This window comes from Kocuria nitroreducens (assembly GCF_042879195.1).
In the GTDB taxonomy this organism is placed as follows: domain Bacteria; phylum Actinomycetota; class Actinomycetes; order Actinomycetales; family Micrococcaceae; genus Kocuria; species Kocuria nitroreducens.
In genome coordinates, this window is sequence record NZ_JBHZTC010000013.1 from 1 (window position 1) to 15056 (window position 15056).

General features: G+C 72.4%; 13 protein-coding genes, 1 tRNA gene and 1 pseudogene. 11 read left to right on the forward strand and 4 right to left on the reverse strand.

Going from position 1 to position 15056, the window contains the following annotated elements; translation table 11 throughout:
* Window positions 1-673: 673 nt before the first annotated feature.
* Window positions 674-1096: pseudogene (locus tag ACFYE1_RS10235) on the forward strand (tyrosine-type recombinase/integrase); the annotation flags it as partial.
* A gap of 141 nt (window positions 1097-1237) precedes the next feature.
* On the opposite strand, the gene ACFYE1_RS10240 reads toward ACFYE1_RS10235, so the two are convergent.
* Window positions 1238-1729 carry a YajQ family cyclic di-GMP-binding protein gene (locus tag ACFYE1_RS10240; RefSeq protein ID WP_387742438.1) on the reverse strand — a complete coding sequence of 164 codons (492 nt, stop codon included), beginning with the start codon at window positions 1727-1729 and terminating at the stop codon, window positions 1238-1240.
* A 137-nt stretch (window positions 1730-1866) separates the two neighbouring features.
* On the opposite strand from ACFYE1_RS10240, the gene ACFYE1_RS10245 reads away from it, so the two are divergent.
* From ACFYE1_RS10245 to ACFYE1_RS10265, 5 genes are all read left to right on the forward strand, one after another.
* Complete coding sequence (locus ACFYE1_RS10245; protein WP_387742440.1) at window positions 1867-2187, forward strand: hypothetical protein; 321 nt, start codon at window positions 1867-1869, stop codon at window positions 2185-2187.
* A gap of 105 nt (window positions 2188-2292) precedes the next feature.
* Window positions 2293-2374 (forward strand) — tRNA-Tyr (locus ACFYE1_RS10250).
* A 469-nt stretch (window positions 2375-2843) separates the two neighbouring features.
* Window positions 2844-3545, forward strand: a complete 702-nt coding sequence (locus ACFYE1_RS10255; protein WP_387742442.1) for a hypothetical protein — start codon at window positions 2844-2846, stop codon at window positions 3543-3545.
* A gap of 86 nt (window positions 3546-3631) precedes the next feature.
* On the forward strand, window positions 3632-4324 hold the full coding sequence (locus ACFYE1_RS10260) for a class F sortase (RefSeq protein ID WP_387742444.1): 693 nt from the start codon (window positions 3632-3634) through the stop codon (window positions 4322-4324).
* Between the two features lie 535 nt (window positions 4325-4859).
* Window positions 4860-5237: a thioredoxin family protein gene (locus ACFYE1_RS10265; protein ID WP_387742446.1), complete on the forward strand. Its 378-nt coding sequence runs from the start codon at window positions 4860-4862 to the stop codon at window positions 5235-5237.
* A gap of 136 nt (window positions 5238-5373) precedes the next feature.
* On the opposite strand, the gene ACFYE1_RS10270 is transcribed toward ACFYE1_RS10265, so the two are convergent.
* On the reverse strand, window positions 5374-6093 hold the full coding sequence (locus ACFYE1_RS10270; protein ID WP_387742448.1) for a VIT1/CCC1 transporter family protein: 720 nt from the start codon (window positions 6091-6093) through the stop codon (window positions 5374-5376).
* A 101-nt stretch (window positions 6094-6194) separates the two neighbouring features.
* Window positions 6195-7184, reverse strand: coding sequence for a DNA-3-methyladenine glycosylase family protein (locus ACFYE1_RS10275; protein ID WP_387742450.1), 990 nt, complete (start codon window positions 7182-7184; stop codon window positions 6195-6197).
* A 50-nt stretch (window positions 7185-7234) separates the two neighbouring features.
* On the opposite strand from ACFYE1_RS10275, the gene ACFYE1_RS10280 reads away from it, so the two are divergent.
* From ACFYE1_RS10280 to ACFYE1_RS10300, 5 genes are all read left to right on the forward strand, one after another.
* A complete protein-coding gene (locus ACFYE1_RS10280; protein ID WP_387742452.1) occupies window positions 7235-8677 on the forward strand; it encodes a DUF2079 domain-containing protein in 1443 nt (480 codons plus the stop codon).
* Between the two features lie 241 nt (window positions 8678-8918).
* Window positions 8919-10796, forward strand: coding sequence for a DEAD/DEAH box helicase (locus ACFYE1_RS10285; protein WP_387742454.1), 1878 nt, complete (start codon window positions 8919-8921; stop codon window positions 10794-10796).
* A gap of 124 nt (window positions 10797-10920) precedes the next feature.
* Complete coding sequence (locus ACFYE1_RS10290; RefSeq protein WP_387742456.1) at window positions 10921-12510, forward strand: sensor histidine kinase; 1590 nt, start codon at window positions 10921-10923, stop codon at window positions 12508-12510.
* A gap of 9 nt (window positions 12511-12519) precedes the next feature.
* Complete coding sequence (locus ACFYE1_RS10295; protein WP_387742457.1) at window positions 12520-13176, forward strand: response regulator transcription factor; 657 nt, start codon at window positions 12520-12522, stop codon at window positions 13174-13176.
* 513 nt (window positions 13177-13689) lie between these two features.
* The gene (locus ACFYE1_RS10300) at window positions 13690-14367 is read left to right on the forward strand and encodes a hypothetical protein (RefSeq protein ID WP_387742459.1); all 678 of its coding nucleotides are present in this window, start codon (window positions 13690-13692) and stop codon (window positions 14365-14367) included.
* A 186-nt stretch (window positions 14368-14553) separates the two neighbouring features.
* On the opposite strand, the gene ACFYE1_RS10305 is transcribed toward ACFYE1_RS10300, so the two are convergent.
* Window positions 14554-15003, reverse strand: a complete 450-nt coding sequence (locus ACFYE1_RS10305) for a MarR family winged helix-turn-helix transcriptional regulator (RefSeq protein ID WP_387742461.1) — start codon at window positions 15001-15003, stop codon at window positions 14554-14556.
* Window positions 15004-15056: the final 53 nt, after the last annotated feature.

Genomic DNA, 15056 nt, shown 5'->3' on the forward strand with positions numbered 1-15056 from the left:
CTGGCCCTCAGCGCCTGACCACCCCAAGAATCACGCGGGGACTGCGTTACACCACGCAAATGGACTTGACCCGCTACCCATGACCAGCCCGAAAACACCAGCATGACCGCATGGTCACCCCCCCCATATGTACTTCAACGTCCACGAGGTCGCTCCCTTGATCGGCATGAACCCCGAAACCCTCCGCGGATTGTGCCGCATCGGCCCGAACCACGGCGGACTGCGGGCCGTCAAAGGTCCCGCACGAAACTCGCCCTGGCGCATCCCCGAGTCAGCAAACGTCGAGTGGGAGCAGCGCAACACCTACAACCCCGGGGGTGTGACGGTGCCAAGGCCGCAGCCGCCGGTATGGTCAAGCCCCTGTCCCTCGGGGCAGGTACCGGATCGCCACCCTGAGTACGTGAACGTCCCGCCGGACGTCGGGTTGGCGGGACGTTCTGCCTAGTCAGGCCCTATCGTCCGCTATGTGACGAGGTTGCCCCTATTGGCCGGTGGCCCACCAACTAGTTTTCCAATTGCTAGGCCAGTCGAGTGGGGGCTCGACGTAGGCCAGGGCACCCTCTGGGGGGACGCCGAGCCACCCCGGCTGAACGCGCCTAGCCCTGCGCCGCCGGCGCAGCGAAACGCCCCCCGCCTTCTCCCAGGCGGGGGGCGTTTTCGTTATCCCGGTGACGTGCTGCGGCTGGGCGAGGCCGCTGGGGTGCAGCTCGGGGACGTGGACTTCCTGCGGCGGACCTTGCACGTCGGGCGGCAGGCGCAACGGGCCAAGGCCGGGGAGGTCGAAATCCTGGCGCCCGAGTACGGGTCTGAACGAGACGTGTTCCTGCCCGAGGAGCTGGTGCGCATGCTCGCGGCCCAGGTTGAACGCCATGTCATCGGGGACGAGGAGGGGTCGTTCCGTGGCCCGAACGGGAACCCGCCGGACCGTGCCGCGGTGGGGTACTGGTGGCGGAAGGCGACGACAGCGGCGGGCGTGGACTTCGTGCTCCACAACCTCCGGCACTTCTACGCCTCTGGTCTGATCGCTGCGGGGGCGGACGTAGTGACGGTGCAAAGGGCGCTGGGGCACTTGTCGGCGGCTATCACACTCGGCACCTACAGCCACATGGGGCCGACAGCGGAGGACACTACTCGTCGCGCCGCGGCCGGCCTGATGGGGCAGGTATTTGGAGCTCCTGCGGACCCTGTCCGCACCGACGAGGTAGCCCGCGCCGCTGACCAGGGCAAACGGGGCATGTCAGCGGTAGTTGATGAACTGCAGGTCCACCTCGAGCTCCGAGCTCTTCAGCAGGGTGATGACGTCCTGGAGATCGTCGCGGGACTTCGACGACACCCGCAGCTCATCGCCCTGGATGGTGGCCTTCACGCCCTTGGGGCCCTCGTCGCGGATGAGCTTGGTGATCTTCTTGGCCTGGTCCTGGGCGATGCCCTCCTTCACGGAGGCCTCGATCCGGTACTCCTTGCCGGAGGCGAAGGGCTCCCCGGCATCAAGGGACTTCAGGGAGATGCCGCGCTTGACCAGCTTCGACTGGAAGACGTCGAGGACGGCGTTGACGCGCTCCTCGGAGTTCGCCTTCATGAGGATCTTCTCGCCGGAGAAGTCGATCTCGGCGCCCACGCCCTTGAAGTCGTAGCGCTGCGCGATCTCCTTCTGGGCCTGGTTCAGGGCGTTGGACACCTCCTGCTTGTCGACCTTGCTGACGACGTCGAACGAGGAATCGCTGGCCATGCTGCCTCCTGGGCTGGAACGGTGGGCGGGCGGCGGACGGCCCGTGGGACCGTGGCCCAGCCTACCGGGAGGACCCCGTCACCGTTTCGTGACCTGCGCCCAAGGATCCGTCCAGGTCGGTCTCCCAGGATGGCGGCATGAGCACATCCCAGGGTCACGACGACGTGATGCCCGGTCCGGGGCGGTCCCTGCGCGGCAGCGCCGTGGCGGCCACCGCCCTGGCGGCGGTCCTGTTGATGGGCATCGGCCTGAGCCCCGCGGCGGCGACCGCCGGCGGGGCGGCGCCGCCCTCGCGCCCGGGCCCGGGAGCTCCGGCCAGCGAGCGGATCGACCCCGAGGTGGCGCAGCGGCTGATCGGCGTCGCCCAGGACCTCGCGGAGGCTGTGACCCACGGCGAGATCACCGCGGAGCAGGCGGAAAAGTTCCTCCAGCAGGTGTGCGAGCGGCTCGCCGCCTGAGCCGCTCCGGCAATTTCGCATCGCGGCGGATGTTCTGTACTGTTGAACTGCTCCCGCACGCGGGGGCCGCCACCACCGGGCCGGAAGGGCCGGCGGCAGCACCCCGGCAGATTACCCGAGCGGCCAAAGGGGGCTGACTGTAAATCAGCTGGCACAGCCTACGGGGGTTCGAATCCCTCATCTGCCACGAGCTCCACGACGAAGGCCCCGGTCCGAGGACCGGGGCCTTCGTCGCACCCGGTCACAGGCGGTCCAGCGGTCCCCCGTGGCGTGGACGCTCCCGTTCGCACCGCGGCCTGGAGGCTTCCGCCACGGGTGCCGGTCCGGCGGGGGAGGGCCACTCCCGCGCGCGGAATCCTGGGACGGGATCCCCCGATGCGGGGACACTGTGAAGATGCCGCCGCGCCGTTCCGGCCTTAACAATTGCTAAGAACATGAATATACTTGTAGCTTGAGGCGACAGCATCATCCGGCCGCGTGCCAGCACTCCCCGAGCCGGCACGTCGGGACCCCCTACTCCGGATGACCAGCAGCACGACCGACCCTGCAGCGCTCCTGCCGGTGCACCACGCCGAGGACGCTGGGAAGGACTGTGCCGCGCGCTGGTACCCCAGGGGCAGGCCCGGGGTTCTGAACGATTGAGGAGACAGACCGATATGACTGCTGTGAAGAAGTGGGTGGCCGCGGGTTCGTCTGCTGCCGTCCTGGCCGGAGGCCTGTTCCTGGGTGCCCCCGCGGCCCACGCCGACACCTGTGTGGCCCCCGCCGCCAGCACCGCGGTGACCAACCTGGTCACCGCCGCCGACCACCTCTACGACGCGGGCACGCACTTCAACTCGCTCGTCACGGACCAGGCGGTCCTGAGCCAGCTCCAGACGCAGCAGGCCGTGCTCGAGGACGCCATCGTGAACGACGACACCATCGACCGTGCCCAGGCCGCCTGGAACGAGATCCTGCGCCTGCAGGAGTCCTACGCCGCCTCCACCGACGATCCCGCCGTGGACGAGGCCTATGCGGCGAGCTCTGCCGCCGCGGCCGCCTTCCAGACCGCCGCCGTGGAGGCCCGTGCGCAGGGCGAGGTCTTCATGGAGGACGGCGCCGATCTCGTGGCGCTCTTCCAGGGCAACTGCGACGTCCTGGGCACCGGGACCGACTCCGGTAACTGGAGCGACTCGGACGACTGGAGCGACTCCGACGACTGGGCCGGCGCCGGCACCGACTCCGGTGTCAACCAGGGCATCAACATGCAGACCGCCGAGGAGGGCGGGCTCAGCACGGGTGTGCTGGCCGGCCTGCTGGCCGCCGGTGCGGCCGTGTCCGGGGCCGTGGCCTTCCGGATGCGCCGCGGGCGCGCCTGATCCCGAACCGCTGACCGCCCTGGTGCCGCGCTCGCGCGGCACCAGGGCGCAGCCATTTCCCGAGCCGACCCCGTGAGGACCCCAGCATGGACGCACCCGAGCAGAAGACCGCGCCCCCTCGTCGTACGGGCACGCGCTGGGCCGCCGTCGGCGGTCTCGGCGCCGCGGCGGTCCTGTCCACCGTGCTGCTGACGGATCCCTGGGGCGCGGAGGAGTCCGACACCGGCTCCCCGGCCGCGACGGCCACCTCTCCGATGGAGGCCGCCTCGGCGGCACCCCCCACCACGGCGGCCACCACGGACGCACCGTCCGCCGCGGCCTCCTCCGACCGGCCGGCGGCGGCGGCGCCGTTGCGGCTGGCCGTGGAGGACGCCCAGCTCGACGTGACCGTCCTGCCGCTGACGCCGAGCGAGCAGGAGCTGGCCACGGAGCTGCTGGTGCCGCCCGACACCCTGGACGGCTACTGGCTCACCCCCTACGGCATGCCGGGCGAGGGCTCGGAGAACACCACCTACATCACCGGCCACAGCTGGGAGGACCGGGACGCCCCGTTCAACCGGCTGAGCAATCCGGGACTGGTGGGCAGCGAGATCGAGCTGGAGACGGGGACCGGGACCCTGGAGTACGTGGTGGACTCGGTGGTCACCCACGACAAGAACACCCTGAAGGACAGCGACATCTGGCGCATCGTCCCGGACCGGCTGGTCATCGTCAGCTGCTACACCGACGACCTCTGGGGCAAGAACGTGGTGCTCACGGCATCCCCCGCGCCGGCCTGAGCCGAAGCCCCTCGCCCCACCGCCGGGCGCCGGTGCCCGACGTCAGCTCAGGGCCGCGCGCACCCACGGCACCACCTCGGCGCCGAGCAGCGTGATCGACTCGAGCGCCAGGTGGTGCGGGACGCCGCCCGCGTCCATCCGCAGCAGGAGACGCTCGTGGCCGAGCGCGCCGCTGGGCCACGATCTCGGCGGCCACCTCGTCCGTCCCGTGGTTCTCCCCGACGCCCATCACGGTGAGCCCGGCGCGCTCCGCGGCCTCGGCCTGCTCGATGATGTCCCGCAGGCGCTGACGGCTGTCGGGACGGGTGTCCGTGACAGAGCCGGGGACCACGTCGCCCAGGGAGAAGATGCCGATCTCGAAGTTCATGGCGCACCCCGGCGTGCACGGGCTCTGCCGCCGGACCGCAAGCCCGGTACAGGAGCCCGGACCGGCGGCCCGGCCCGGACGCCCCGTCCAGTTCGCGCCCACCGCCCGGTCTTGAGCCGGCAGTGAAATCCGGTGCCCCCGGGCGGTCGGGCCTCTACGCTGGAGGGCATGGCTACCGTTGACATCACCCAGGACACCCTGGGCCAGACCATTGCCGAGAACGACATCGTCCTGCTCGACTGGTGGGCCGAGTGGTGCGGACCCTGCAAGCAGTTCGCCCCCACCTACGAGGCCGCCTCGGAGAAGCACGGGGACATCGTCTTCGGGAAGGTCGACACCGAGGAGCAGCAGATGCTCGCCGCGTCGGCCCAGATCTCGTCGATCCCCACGCTCATGGCCTTCCGCGAGGGCATCCTCGTCTTCTCCCAGCCGGGGGCCCTGCCCGCCTCCGCCCTCGACCAGGTCATCGACGCCGTCAAGGGCCTCGACATGGAAGAGGTCCGCGCCGAGGTCGCCAAGCAGTCCCAGGACGCGCCCAACGCCTGACCGCGGAACCGTTCCCGCACCACCGCGCCGGGCCCCGCCTCTTCGGAGGCGGGGCCCGGCGCGGTCGCGTCCCGCGTGCCCGGGTGCGGCGCCCGTGCCCGGGGAGCGGACGGCGTCACCCCCTGCCGAGAGCGGGTCAGACGATGCCGGTGACGCCCAGCAGGGAGCCCACGGCGAAGGTCGCGACGAGGGCCAGGGCGCCGCCGACGACGACGCGCAGGGCCGCGCGACCCGTCTGCGGCGTGTCCCCGAGCCGGGCCCCGAGCCAGCCGGTGAGGGCGAGGGCCGCGAGCACGGCGACGAACGTCACGGGGAGCCGCCACTCCTCCGGCGGCAGCAGGATGGCCAGGAGCGGCAGCAGGGCGCCGAGCAGGAAGGACAGCGCGGAGGCGACCGCCGCGTTCCAGGGGCTGACGATGTCCTCCTCGTCGATGTTGAGCTCGGCGTCGAGGTGCGCGGCCAGGGCGTCGTGCTCGGTCAGCTCCTCCGCCACCAGCCGTGCGGTGCCCTCGGTGAGCCCCTTGGCCCGGTAGATCTCGGCGAGCTCCTGCAGCTCCGCCTCGGGCATCTCGGCGAGCTCGCGCTTCTCCTTCTCGACCAGAGCCCGGTGGGAGTCCGACTGGCTCGAGACGGAGACGTACTCGCCCAGGGCCATGGACAGCGCGCCGCCGACGAGCGCGGCGGCGCCCGCGGTGAGGATCGCGCTCGAGCTGGCGGTGGCGCCCGCCACGCCGACGACCGTCGCGGCGACCGAGACGATGCCGTCGTTGGCGCCCAGCACCCCGGCCCGCAGCTTGTTCATCCGCTCGGTGTAGCCCACACCGTGCGGCTCCTGGATCACGTGTTCGGGGGTCATGGCTCCATTGAACTCCCGCCGGTGCGGCCGTGCCAGCAAGGACAGGATGTCCTCACCGGCACGCAGCAGCACGCACCGGCACGTCGCGGCGCGCGGGGGTTTCACCGGCGCCGGTGGTCCTCCGGGTGCAACCGCGGGGCGAAGGACGGCTTGCGGAAGCCGGAGGCGCGCAGCAGGCGCACCACCCGCTGCCGGTTGCCCCGCCACGGCTCCAGCAGCTCGAGCATCCTGCGGTCGTCGCCGGGACGCCGGTCGAAGAACCAGCACACCGTGTCCGCGAGGTGGAAGTCGAAGACGCTGACCGAGTCCGGGTCGCCGTGGGTGCACTGGACGATCTCCGCGACCGTCCAGGGCCCGAGCCCGGGGATCGAGCGCAGACCCCGGTGCAGCTCGGCGTCCAGCGGTGCCCGGCCCAGGCGCTCCAGGGCGGCGGCCCGTCCGGCCACGCGCCGGACGGTGGCCGCCCGGGCGCCGTCGACCCCTGCCCGGTGCCACTCCCAGACGGGCACCCGGCACCACGCCTCGGCGGTCGGGGGGACCCGCATCCCCTCCGGGGCCGGGCCCGGAGCGGGCTCGCCGTAGCGCCGCACGAGCTGCCGGTGTGCGGCCACGGCCTCGCGCACGGTGACGCGCTGCTCGAGCACCGAGAGCACGGCGCGGTCCAGCACCCGGCCGGTCGAGGGCAGCCGCAGCCCCGGGTGGTGGTGCCGGGCCGCGCTCAGCCGGTGGGGCAGCGCGCGGAAGGCGTCCGAGACCTCGAACCGTTCCCACGCGTCCTCCGCGCCCGCCCAGCGCGGGGCCTCCAGCAGGAACTCCTCGGCGCCCGGGCCCCACGCGCGCACGCGCACGGGCCGCTGCAGGGGACGGCCGGCGCCGGTGCGGGAGAAGAGGGCGGTGACCGGGCCCGCCGCTGTCCCGGCCGTGACCCACACGGCGTCGGGAGCCGCGAGCCGGACCAGGGGATCGGCGTTGCCGCGGCCCAGCACGCCGAGCGTCTGACCCAGGTGCAGCGCGCCCTCCGGGTCCCACACGAGCTCGGCGTCCGGGGTCACCGGTCGCCGGCGGGCAGGCGGGGGAGCGGTGACGGTCATGAGACCATGATGGCAGTCCTGTCAGACGGCGCCCCCGCCCCGAGGAGGCCATGCCCGCCACCGCGCTCCGTCGGGCCGCACCGCCGGCCCATCCCGTGCCGCTCACCGGGCGGGCGCGGCTGGTGCCGCTGGGCGTGGGGCTCCTCGTGCTCGTCCTGTACTCATGGTGGTCCCTGCTCCAGTGGCACCGCTGGGAGGTCCCGTCCTGGGACCTGGCCATCTTCACCCAGCTCGCCAGGTCCTACGCCGCCGGGGACGGCCCGATCGTGCACATCAAGGGCCACGGCGCCAACCTGCTGGGCGACCACTTCCACCCGGTCCTGGTGCTGCTGGGACCGGTCTACGCGCTGTTCCCCTCCGCGCTCACCCTGCTCGTGGTCCAGGACGTCCTCGTGGCGATCTCGGCGGGGGCGCTGACGGGCTTCGCCGTGCGGGCGCTGGGCACGGGCCCGGGCGCGGCCCTGGGGCTCGCCTACGGGCTGAGCTTCGGGCTGCAGGCCGCGGTCGCGGTGCAGTTCCACGAGGTGGCCTTCGCCCTGCCGCTGCTGGTCCTCGCCCTCGGCTGCCTGCTGGAGCGGCGGTGGACGGCGGCCGCGCTGTGGGCCGCGCCCATCGTGTTCGTCAAGGAGGACCCGGGCGTCACGGTCGCGGTGCTCGGCCTGGTGCTCGCCTGGCGGGCGCATCGCGAGGCGGACGGGGAGCGCCGCCCGGTGGTGCTGGGGTTCGCGCTCTCCGCGTGGGGCGCGGCCTGGTCGTTGCTCGCGGTGACCGTGGTGCTGCCCGCCCTCAGCCGGGACGGCCGGTTCGCGTACGCGGACCGGCTGGACCTCGCGGCGGCGGCGGCCGACCCCGTCGGGGCGCTGGTCTCCCTGGTGGTGCCGGGTCAGAAGGCGCTCACCTGGCTCACCGTGCTGGCGGTGGGCGCGGTGGTCGTGGTGCGCTCTCCGCTGGCGCTCGTGGCGCTGCCCACGCTGATCTGGCGGATGCTCTCGCCGAACCACGGCTACTGGGGCACGGGCTGGCACTACAGCGCCGTCCTCATGCCCATCGTCCTCGTCGCGCTGCTCGACGCCGTGCTCCGGCTGCGCGGCGGACGGTTGAGCCGGCCGGCCCACGCCGCCCCGGCACTGGCGCTCGTCGTCGCCCTCCTGCTCGTCCCGGGGCGACCGCTGGCCGACCTCGTGGACCCCGCCGCCTACCGGCCCGACCCCCGGGCGGACGCCAAGGCCGCGGTCGTCGCGGCCGTCCCCGAGGGGGCGAGCGTGGCCACGGACCTGACGCTCCTGCACCACCTCGTGCCCCGCGCGCAGGTGCACTGGGTGGGGTCCGAGGGCGATCCCGCCCCCGAGTACGTGGTGATCGACCGGCACGGCGCCGCGTGGGGCGGGGACCCGCCGGTGGACGTCGCCGACTGGGCCCGCCAGCGCTACGGCACCGGCTACATCGAGATGCGTGACGAGGAGCACCTCGTGGTGGTGCGTCGACGGGGATGACCGCACCGCCCGGTGCGCTAGACTGGACAGACCGAATCCGGTCACTCCCTCACTTTCTCGTGCAACGCGATGCCGTCCGCGCATCGTGTTCGGCCGCGGCCCGTGTCGCGCCGTGTCCGACGCTCCCGCTCCGTGCGGGGCTCCAAGTGGTTGGCAGGGACGTCCGGACACCACGACCGTGGCCGACGCCCCTGGGCATGCTCCCGGGCCGCCACCCGCACAGATAACGAGGCACTTCTCCATGACCGTCGACACCCCCAGCACCTCCGGCACCGCCGAGGAGCACACCACCACCTTCGCCGAGCTCGGCATCGACTCCAGGGTGCTCGCCACCCTGGACGAGGTCGGCTACGAGAATCCCACGCCCATCCAGGCCGCCACCATCCCGGTGCTGCTGCAGGGCAAGGACGTGGTGGGCCTGGCCCAGACCGGAACCGGCAAGACCGCGGCCTTCGCCGTGCCCGCGCTGTCCCGGCTCGCCGAGCTCTCCGACGTCAACGGCGTCTCCCGCGACACCCAGGTCCTGGTGCTCGCCCCGACCCGCGAGCTCGCCCTCCAGGTCGGCGAGGCGTTCTCCTCCTACGCCACCCACCTCGAGGACTTCACCGTCCTGCCGGTCTACGGCGGCTCCCCTTACGGCCCGCAGCTGGCCGGGCTCCGCCGGGGCGCCCAGGTCGTCGTCGGCACGCCCGGCCGCGTGATCGACCACCTCAAGAAGGGGTCCCTGGACCTGTCCCACCTGCAGTACGTGGTCCTCGACGAGGCCGACGAGATGCTGCGCATGGGCTTCGCCGAGGACGTCGAGCAGATCCTCTCGCAGACGCCCGTCGAGAAGCAGGTCGCGCTGTTCTCCGCGACCATGCCGCCGGCGATCCGCAAGATCGCCAAGCAGTACCTGCGGGACCCGCAGGAGATCGCCGTCAAGGGCAAGACCACCACGGGCACCAACACCCGCCAGCGGTACCTGCAGGTCATGGGCTCCCACAAGATCGAGGCCATGACCCGCATCCTCGAGGTCGGGGACTACGACGGCGTCATCGTCTTCGTGCGCACCAAGGCCGCCACCGAGGAGGTCGCCGACCGGCTCAAGGCCCGCGGCTACGCGGCCGCCGCGATCAACGGCGACATTCCGCAGAACCTGCGCGAGCGCACGGTCGAGGCCCTGCGCGATGGCAAGATCGACGTCCTCGTGGCCACGGACGTCGCGGCCCGTGGGCTCGACGTCGAGCGCATCTCGCTCGTGGTCAACTACGACATCCCGCACGACACTGAGTCCTACGTGCACCGGATCGGGCGCACCGGCCGCGCCGGGCGCTCCGGCGAGGCGATCCTGTTCATGACCCCGCGGGAGAAGTATCTGCTGCGGGCCATCGAGAAGGCCACCCGCCAGCCGGTGGAGCTCATGCGCATGCCCTCCACGGAGGACGTGAACCGGACCCGCAAGGACAAGTTCGCCCAGCAGATCACGGACACCATGGAGTCCGAGGACCTCGCCCAGTTCCGTGAGCTGGTCGAGCAGTACCAGTCCGAGCACGACGTCGACGGCGTGGAGATCGCCGCCGCGATCGCCGTGATGGCCCAGGACGGCCGGCCCTTCTTCGTGGAGGAGCTGCCCGAGCCCGTGCAGCGCACCCGCGACCGGGACCGCCCGGGACGGGACGGCGACGACCGGCCGCGCCGCGAGCCGCGCACCGAGAAGGGCATGGCCACCTACCGGATGTCCGTCGGTCACCGGCACCGCGTCTCGCCGGGCTCCGTGGTGGGGGCGCTCACCAACGAGGGCGGACTGAGCGGCGAGCAGATCGGGGCGATCGACATCCGTTCGACCCACACCCTGGTGGGCCTGCCCGAGAACCTGCCCGCCTCGACCCTGGACCGGCTCTCCCGCACGCGCATCAACGGGGAGCTCATCCAGCTCGAGGCCGACCGCGGCCCGGGCGCCGGCGGGCGGGCCCGGCCCCGCAGCACCTCGTCCTCCTACCAGGACCGCCCCCGTCGCGGCGGCGGTGCCCGGGGCGACGACTCGCGCGGCGGCTACCAGGGCAAGCGCTCCGGGTTCTCCGCGGGCGACCGGGACGGCGACAAGCCGTTCCGCAAGCCGCGCCACAAGAAGTACTGAGCCCGGGGGCAGGACCCGCGAGCTGAGAAGGAGGGAACGGGCCGCGCGGCCCGTCCCCTCCTTCATTTTCCTCTCACGTGCCGTCGATAGGCTGGGCCGCATGGCGGGCGCGCGGTGGGAGAGGGTGCGGACGGAGCTGCGGTCCGTGCGCAGCCGGGTGCTCGCCACGACCATCGCCTTCCTGGCCGTCGCCCTCCTCGCCGTGGGCGGCATCACCCACTACCTGCGCCTGGTGGACCTCGACGAGTCCGTGCGCCAGGACATCGTCCAGGAGGCCGGAGAGCTGCAGCGGCTCGCGCAGCGCGGTCCGCTGGGTCCGGACGCCTCCCTCTCGGAGGACCTGGACGCCACGGCCGAGGAGCCGTTCACGGACCTGCCGCAGCTCTTCTACACCTTCATGACCACCACGGTGCCCGGGGAGCACGAGAGCATCCTCGCGCTCGTCGGCGGCGAGCCGGCGTTCGAGCACGCCGACCGGTCCCGGTTCCAGCTCGACGACCCCGCGACCCTCGCCGCGGCCGCGGGGCGGGCCCGGCCCGGGCAGACCGTGGTCTTCGACCACGAGCAGGACGGCCGCGCGCTGCGCCTCGGCGTCATCGCCGTGGTCCTGGACCAGGACCCGCGCCAGGGCTACCTCGTGGTCGGCTTCGACATGAGCGCCCAGCGCCAGATCGTGCTGGACTCCCTGTGGCGCTACCTCGGCATCGCCGCTCTCACGACGGTCGTGGCGGGGCTGGCGGCCTACGTCCTGGTGGGCCGGGTCACCGCCCCGATCACCCGCCTGCGCCGGGCCACGGAACAGATCAGCCCGGAGGACCTGGGGCGGCGCGTGCCCGTGACGCAGGACGACTCGGACGTGGGCCAGCTCGCCGTGAACTTCAACGGCATGCTCAGCCGGATCGAGGCGGCCTTCGTCCAGCAGCGCCAGTTCCTCGACGACGCCGCCCACGAGCTGCGCACCCCTCTGACGATCCTGCACGGCAACCTCGAGCTGATGGACGAGCACGACCCCGCCGACGTCGCGGAGACCCGGGCGATGCTCCTCGACGAGATCGAGCGGATGAACCGTCTCGTGGAGGACCTGCTGCTGCTCGCCAAGGCCCCGCGCGCCGACTTCATCCGCCCCGGCCCCGTGGACGTCCCCGCCTGGCTCGACGACACGATGGACCGGTTGCGCGCGCTGGGGGACCGGCACTGGGAGCTCGAGGCGCGGGCCGAGGGACAGCTCGTGGCCGATGCGCAGCGCCTCACCCAGGCGGTGGTGCAGCTCGCCGCCAACGCGGTGAAGTTCTCCGCTCCCGGGGACCTCGTGGCCCTGGGCGCGGGCTGGGCCACCGGGCCCGCCGCGCCCGGCGAGGACGCCCCCGCGCGCAGCCTCGAGGTGTGGGTCCGGGACACCGGCGTGGGCGTGGCCCCGGAGGACCAGCAGCGGATCTTCGAGCGCTTCGGCCGGGCCGAGACCGGGCGCACCGTGGAGGGCTCCGGGCTCGGCCTCGCGATCGTGGCGGCCATCGCCCACGGCCACGGCGGGACCGTGGGACTGCGCTCGAGCCCCGGCCACGGGGCCACGTTCACCCTCCGCCTGCCAGAGGTCCCACCGGCCGCGGTCCCGATGGCCGATTCCTCCGGATCCGGATCCGCCGCGACCGGGTCCGCCGTGTCGCCGGTCCCCGTGCCCGGTCCCGCCGTCAGCACCGCATCCCCCAGGAAGTAGAGGCGACCCATGGCCAGCATTCTCATCGCCGAGGACGAGGAGCGCATCGCGCGCTTCATCCAGAAGGGCCTGCGCGCCGCGGGCTACACGACCACGGTGGTCGAGGACGGCACGAGCGCCCTCGACTACGCGAGCACCGGTGAGTTCGACCTGCTCGTCCTCGACGTGGGCCTGCCCGGCATGGACGGCTTCCAGGTGCTCTCGGTGCTGCGCTCCCTGGGCTTCTCGATCCCCGTGATCATGTGCACCGCCCGCGACTCCGTCGAGGACACCGTCGCGGGGCTGGAGCAGGGTGCCGACGACTACCTCGCGAAGCCGTTCCGCTTCCAGGAGCTGCTGGCCCGGCTCCGGGACCGGGCGGTGGCCGAGCAGACCCCCGACGCGCTGCGGTACGGCGGACTCGCCCTCGACGTCGGGACCCGGTGCGCTGTGCTCGAGGACCGGCAGATCGAGCTCTCCACCCGGGAGTTCGCCATGGCCCGGGCCTTCCTCGAGAGCCCCGGCCAGGTCCTCACCCGCGAGCAGCTGCTGAACAAGGTCTGGGGCTACGACTTCGACGGCTCCTCCAACGTGGTGGACGTCTACGTCCGCTACCTGCGCAACAAGCTCGGCGCGGAGCGCATCGTCACCGTCCGGGGTGCCGGGTACCGGCTCGCCAAGCTGTGAGAGGGACCGGGATCGCGGGGTGCCGTGCGTGCCTCGCAGGCTGAGTCGCGCACGCGTCGCCGGCGCCGGTGAGCGCCCGGAGGCGCTCGAGGACGACCCGACTCCGCCGAACCGCACGTCTCCGTTCGCCCCCGTCCGGATCACCGACCGTCGATGCCGCCGGTCTCGTCGGACGACTTCGTCGGACGACACGCGGTGTCGAACCGACATGACACGTCGCGGCGGTGATCTCCGCCCGGGTCGTGCACGGCGTCCCAGGAGCCGGCGGGAGGTCTCGAAGGCCATGGGCTGTGGGGGGCTGTGGTTGCGGAACGTCGTGTGCCCGGATGGTTCCGTCCCATGGTCCGGGTCATGTCGCGCCGGCTGTGCCGCCGCCAGGGCACAGGGGTTTCGCAGGGACTCGAGACCGCCGAAGTCTTCTGCTCCGACAGCCCGATGGGGGAGGATTGCCTCACGACCCGGCGTTGCCCTGTGCCAGCCCCCCGTTGCCAGGCCGTTTCCTTGGAGCAGATCATGCATGACCCTCTCAGCCTCACCCTCGACGGTTTTCCCGCCACTCCCAGTCCGCTGGATGCGGTGCTGGCCCCTGCGACGCAGCGTGCCTTCCTGGGTGGCCGGCGCTCCTCGATCTTCTGCTCGATCTGTCCGGGAACGGTGACGAGCCCGCAGCTGCGCCGGCTGGCGGGCACTGGAGGTTTCGAGGTCCTCGTGGGCTTCTTGGCCCACTACGTGGCGTTGGCGCTGCCGGATCCAGTGGCGACCGAGGGCAGCTTCTGGGCGGTGGGAACGGTCACCGACTCCGATGTTCCGGTGGGGGATCGGCAGCAGCTGGTGCGGCTCCGGGTCCACGGAGTGGCGGTGGCCACCGTGGTGGAGGACCCGGACGGGGACGGGCAGGAGCCCATGGTGTGTCTGGCGCTGGCCCCGGCGCCGGTCGTCGACCGGATGTACTCCCCCCGGTCGTGCTACCTGGACGTGGCAGGCGCCCCGGTGCCCGCCCAGCACGCCGAGGGGCCTGCGGGGGAGATGGCAGGGAGGTTGCTCGCGGACCCGGAGCTCCTGACGGCGGCACGCCGGGCCGTGATCGGGCTCATGCGCCTGGGCGCCACCGGAGGAGCGCGGCACGAACGCGACCTCGCTGATGCCGTGTTCACCGCCATCGCCCATACGGAGCACTTGGCCGGCCCGTGACTGCACGCCTGAACGCGGCTCCTGGAGGGGCGGCGGCCAGGTCTGCGCGCTCCCGGCCCGCCCGGTCCGGCCCGCCCTGCCCTGCCGGACAGGGCTTGCGTCGGAAGGTCGAACACCGCCGTCATCCGTTCGCGCAGTCGCCGAGGACAACGGATCCGCGCGGGACGGGTGGCTGCGCGATGCGCGTCACTCCAGACCGGCGAGCATGGACCGCAGAACACGGAGAGCGGTGTCGATGTCGGCGTCGGTGAGATGACCGGCCACCCGGGCCATCATGCGGTGCTCGCGGTCGGTCACCGCCGCGATGGCACTGTGGCCCTCGGGTGTGAGCCGGACCAGGGACGACCGACGGTGACGCGGGTTGCCGACCAGCTCGACGAGGCCCGCCTCCCGCGCCTCGTGCACCATGCGTTGGACGAACTGGCGGCTGAGCTCCTGGGAGGCCGCGATCGTCGGGACGGTGACTTCGCCGTCGCGCTGCAGCTGTTCCAGCACTGCCCGCACCCCCACCGACATGCCCATGACCGGTTGCTCGCGTTCCACGACCCGGGAGGCCTTGCGGTAGAGCGGCCCGACGACGAGGTATATCTCGGCGAGGCGGGCCGCGAGGGCATCAGGGCTGAGCGAGTCGGACACGTCGACAATTATGACACCCGGGTTGTCACTCCGGATGCAGTGTGACACCTTGG

Excerpts from the sequence above, each read along its gene's own strand:
- ACFYE1_RS10270 (WP_387742448.1), bottom strand. The coding sequence starts at position 6,093 with ATGACCCCCGAACACGTGATCCAGGAGCCGCACGGTGTGGGCTACACC.
- ACFYE1_RS10265 (WP_387742446.1), top strand. The coding sequence starts at position 4,860 with ATGGCTACCGTTGACATCACCCAGGACACCCTGGGCCAGACCATTGCC.
- ACFYE1_RS10295 (WP_387742457.1), top strand. The coding sequence starts at position 12,520 with ATGGCCAGCATTCTCATCGCCGAGGACGAGGAGCGCATCGCGCGCTTC.
- ACFYE1_RS10260 (WP_387742444.1), top strand. The coding sequence starts at position 3,632 with ATGGACGCACCCGAGCAGAAGACCGCGCCCCCTCGTCGTACGGGCACG.
- ACFYE1_RS10255 (WP_387742442.1), top strand. The coding sequence starts at position 2,844 with ATGACTGCTGTGAAGAAGTGGGTGGCCGCGGGTTCGTCTGCTGCCGTC.
- ACFYE1_RS10285 (WP_387742454.1), top strand. The coding sequence starts at position 8,919 with ATGACCGTCGACACCCCCAGCACCTCCGGCACCGCCGAGGAGCACACC.
- ACFYE1_RS10280 (WP_387742452.1), top strand. The coding sequence starts at position 7,235 with ATGCCCGCCACCGCGCTCCGTCGGGCCGCACCGCCGGCCCATCCCGTG.
- ACFYE1_RS10240 (WP_387742438.1), bottom strand. The coding sequence starts at position 1,729 with ATGGCCAGCGATTCCTCGTTCGACGTCGTCAGCAAGGTCGACAAGCAG.
- ACFYE1_RS10275 (WP_387742450.1), bottom strand. The coding sequence starts at position 7,184 with ATGACCGTCACCGCTCCCCCGCCTGCCCGCCGGCGACCGGTGACCCCG.
- ACFYE1_RS10300 (WP_387742459.1), top strand. The coding sequence starts at position 13,690 with ATGCATGACCCTCTCAGCCTCACCCTCGACGGTTTTCCCGCCACTCCC.
- ACFYE1_RS10245 (WP_387742440.1), top strand. The coding sequence starts at position 1,867 with ATGAGCACATCCCAGGGTCACGACGACGTGATGCCCGGTCCGGGGCGG.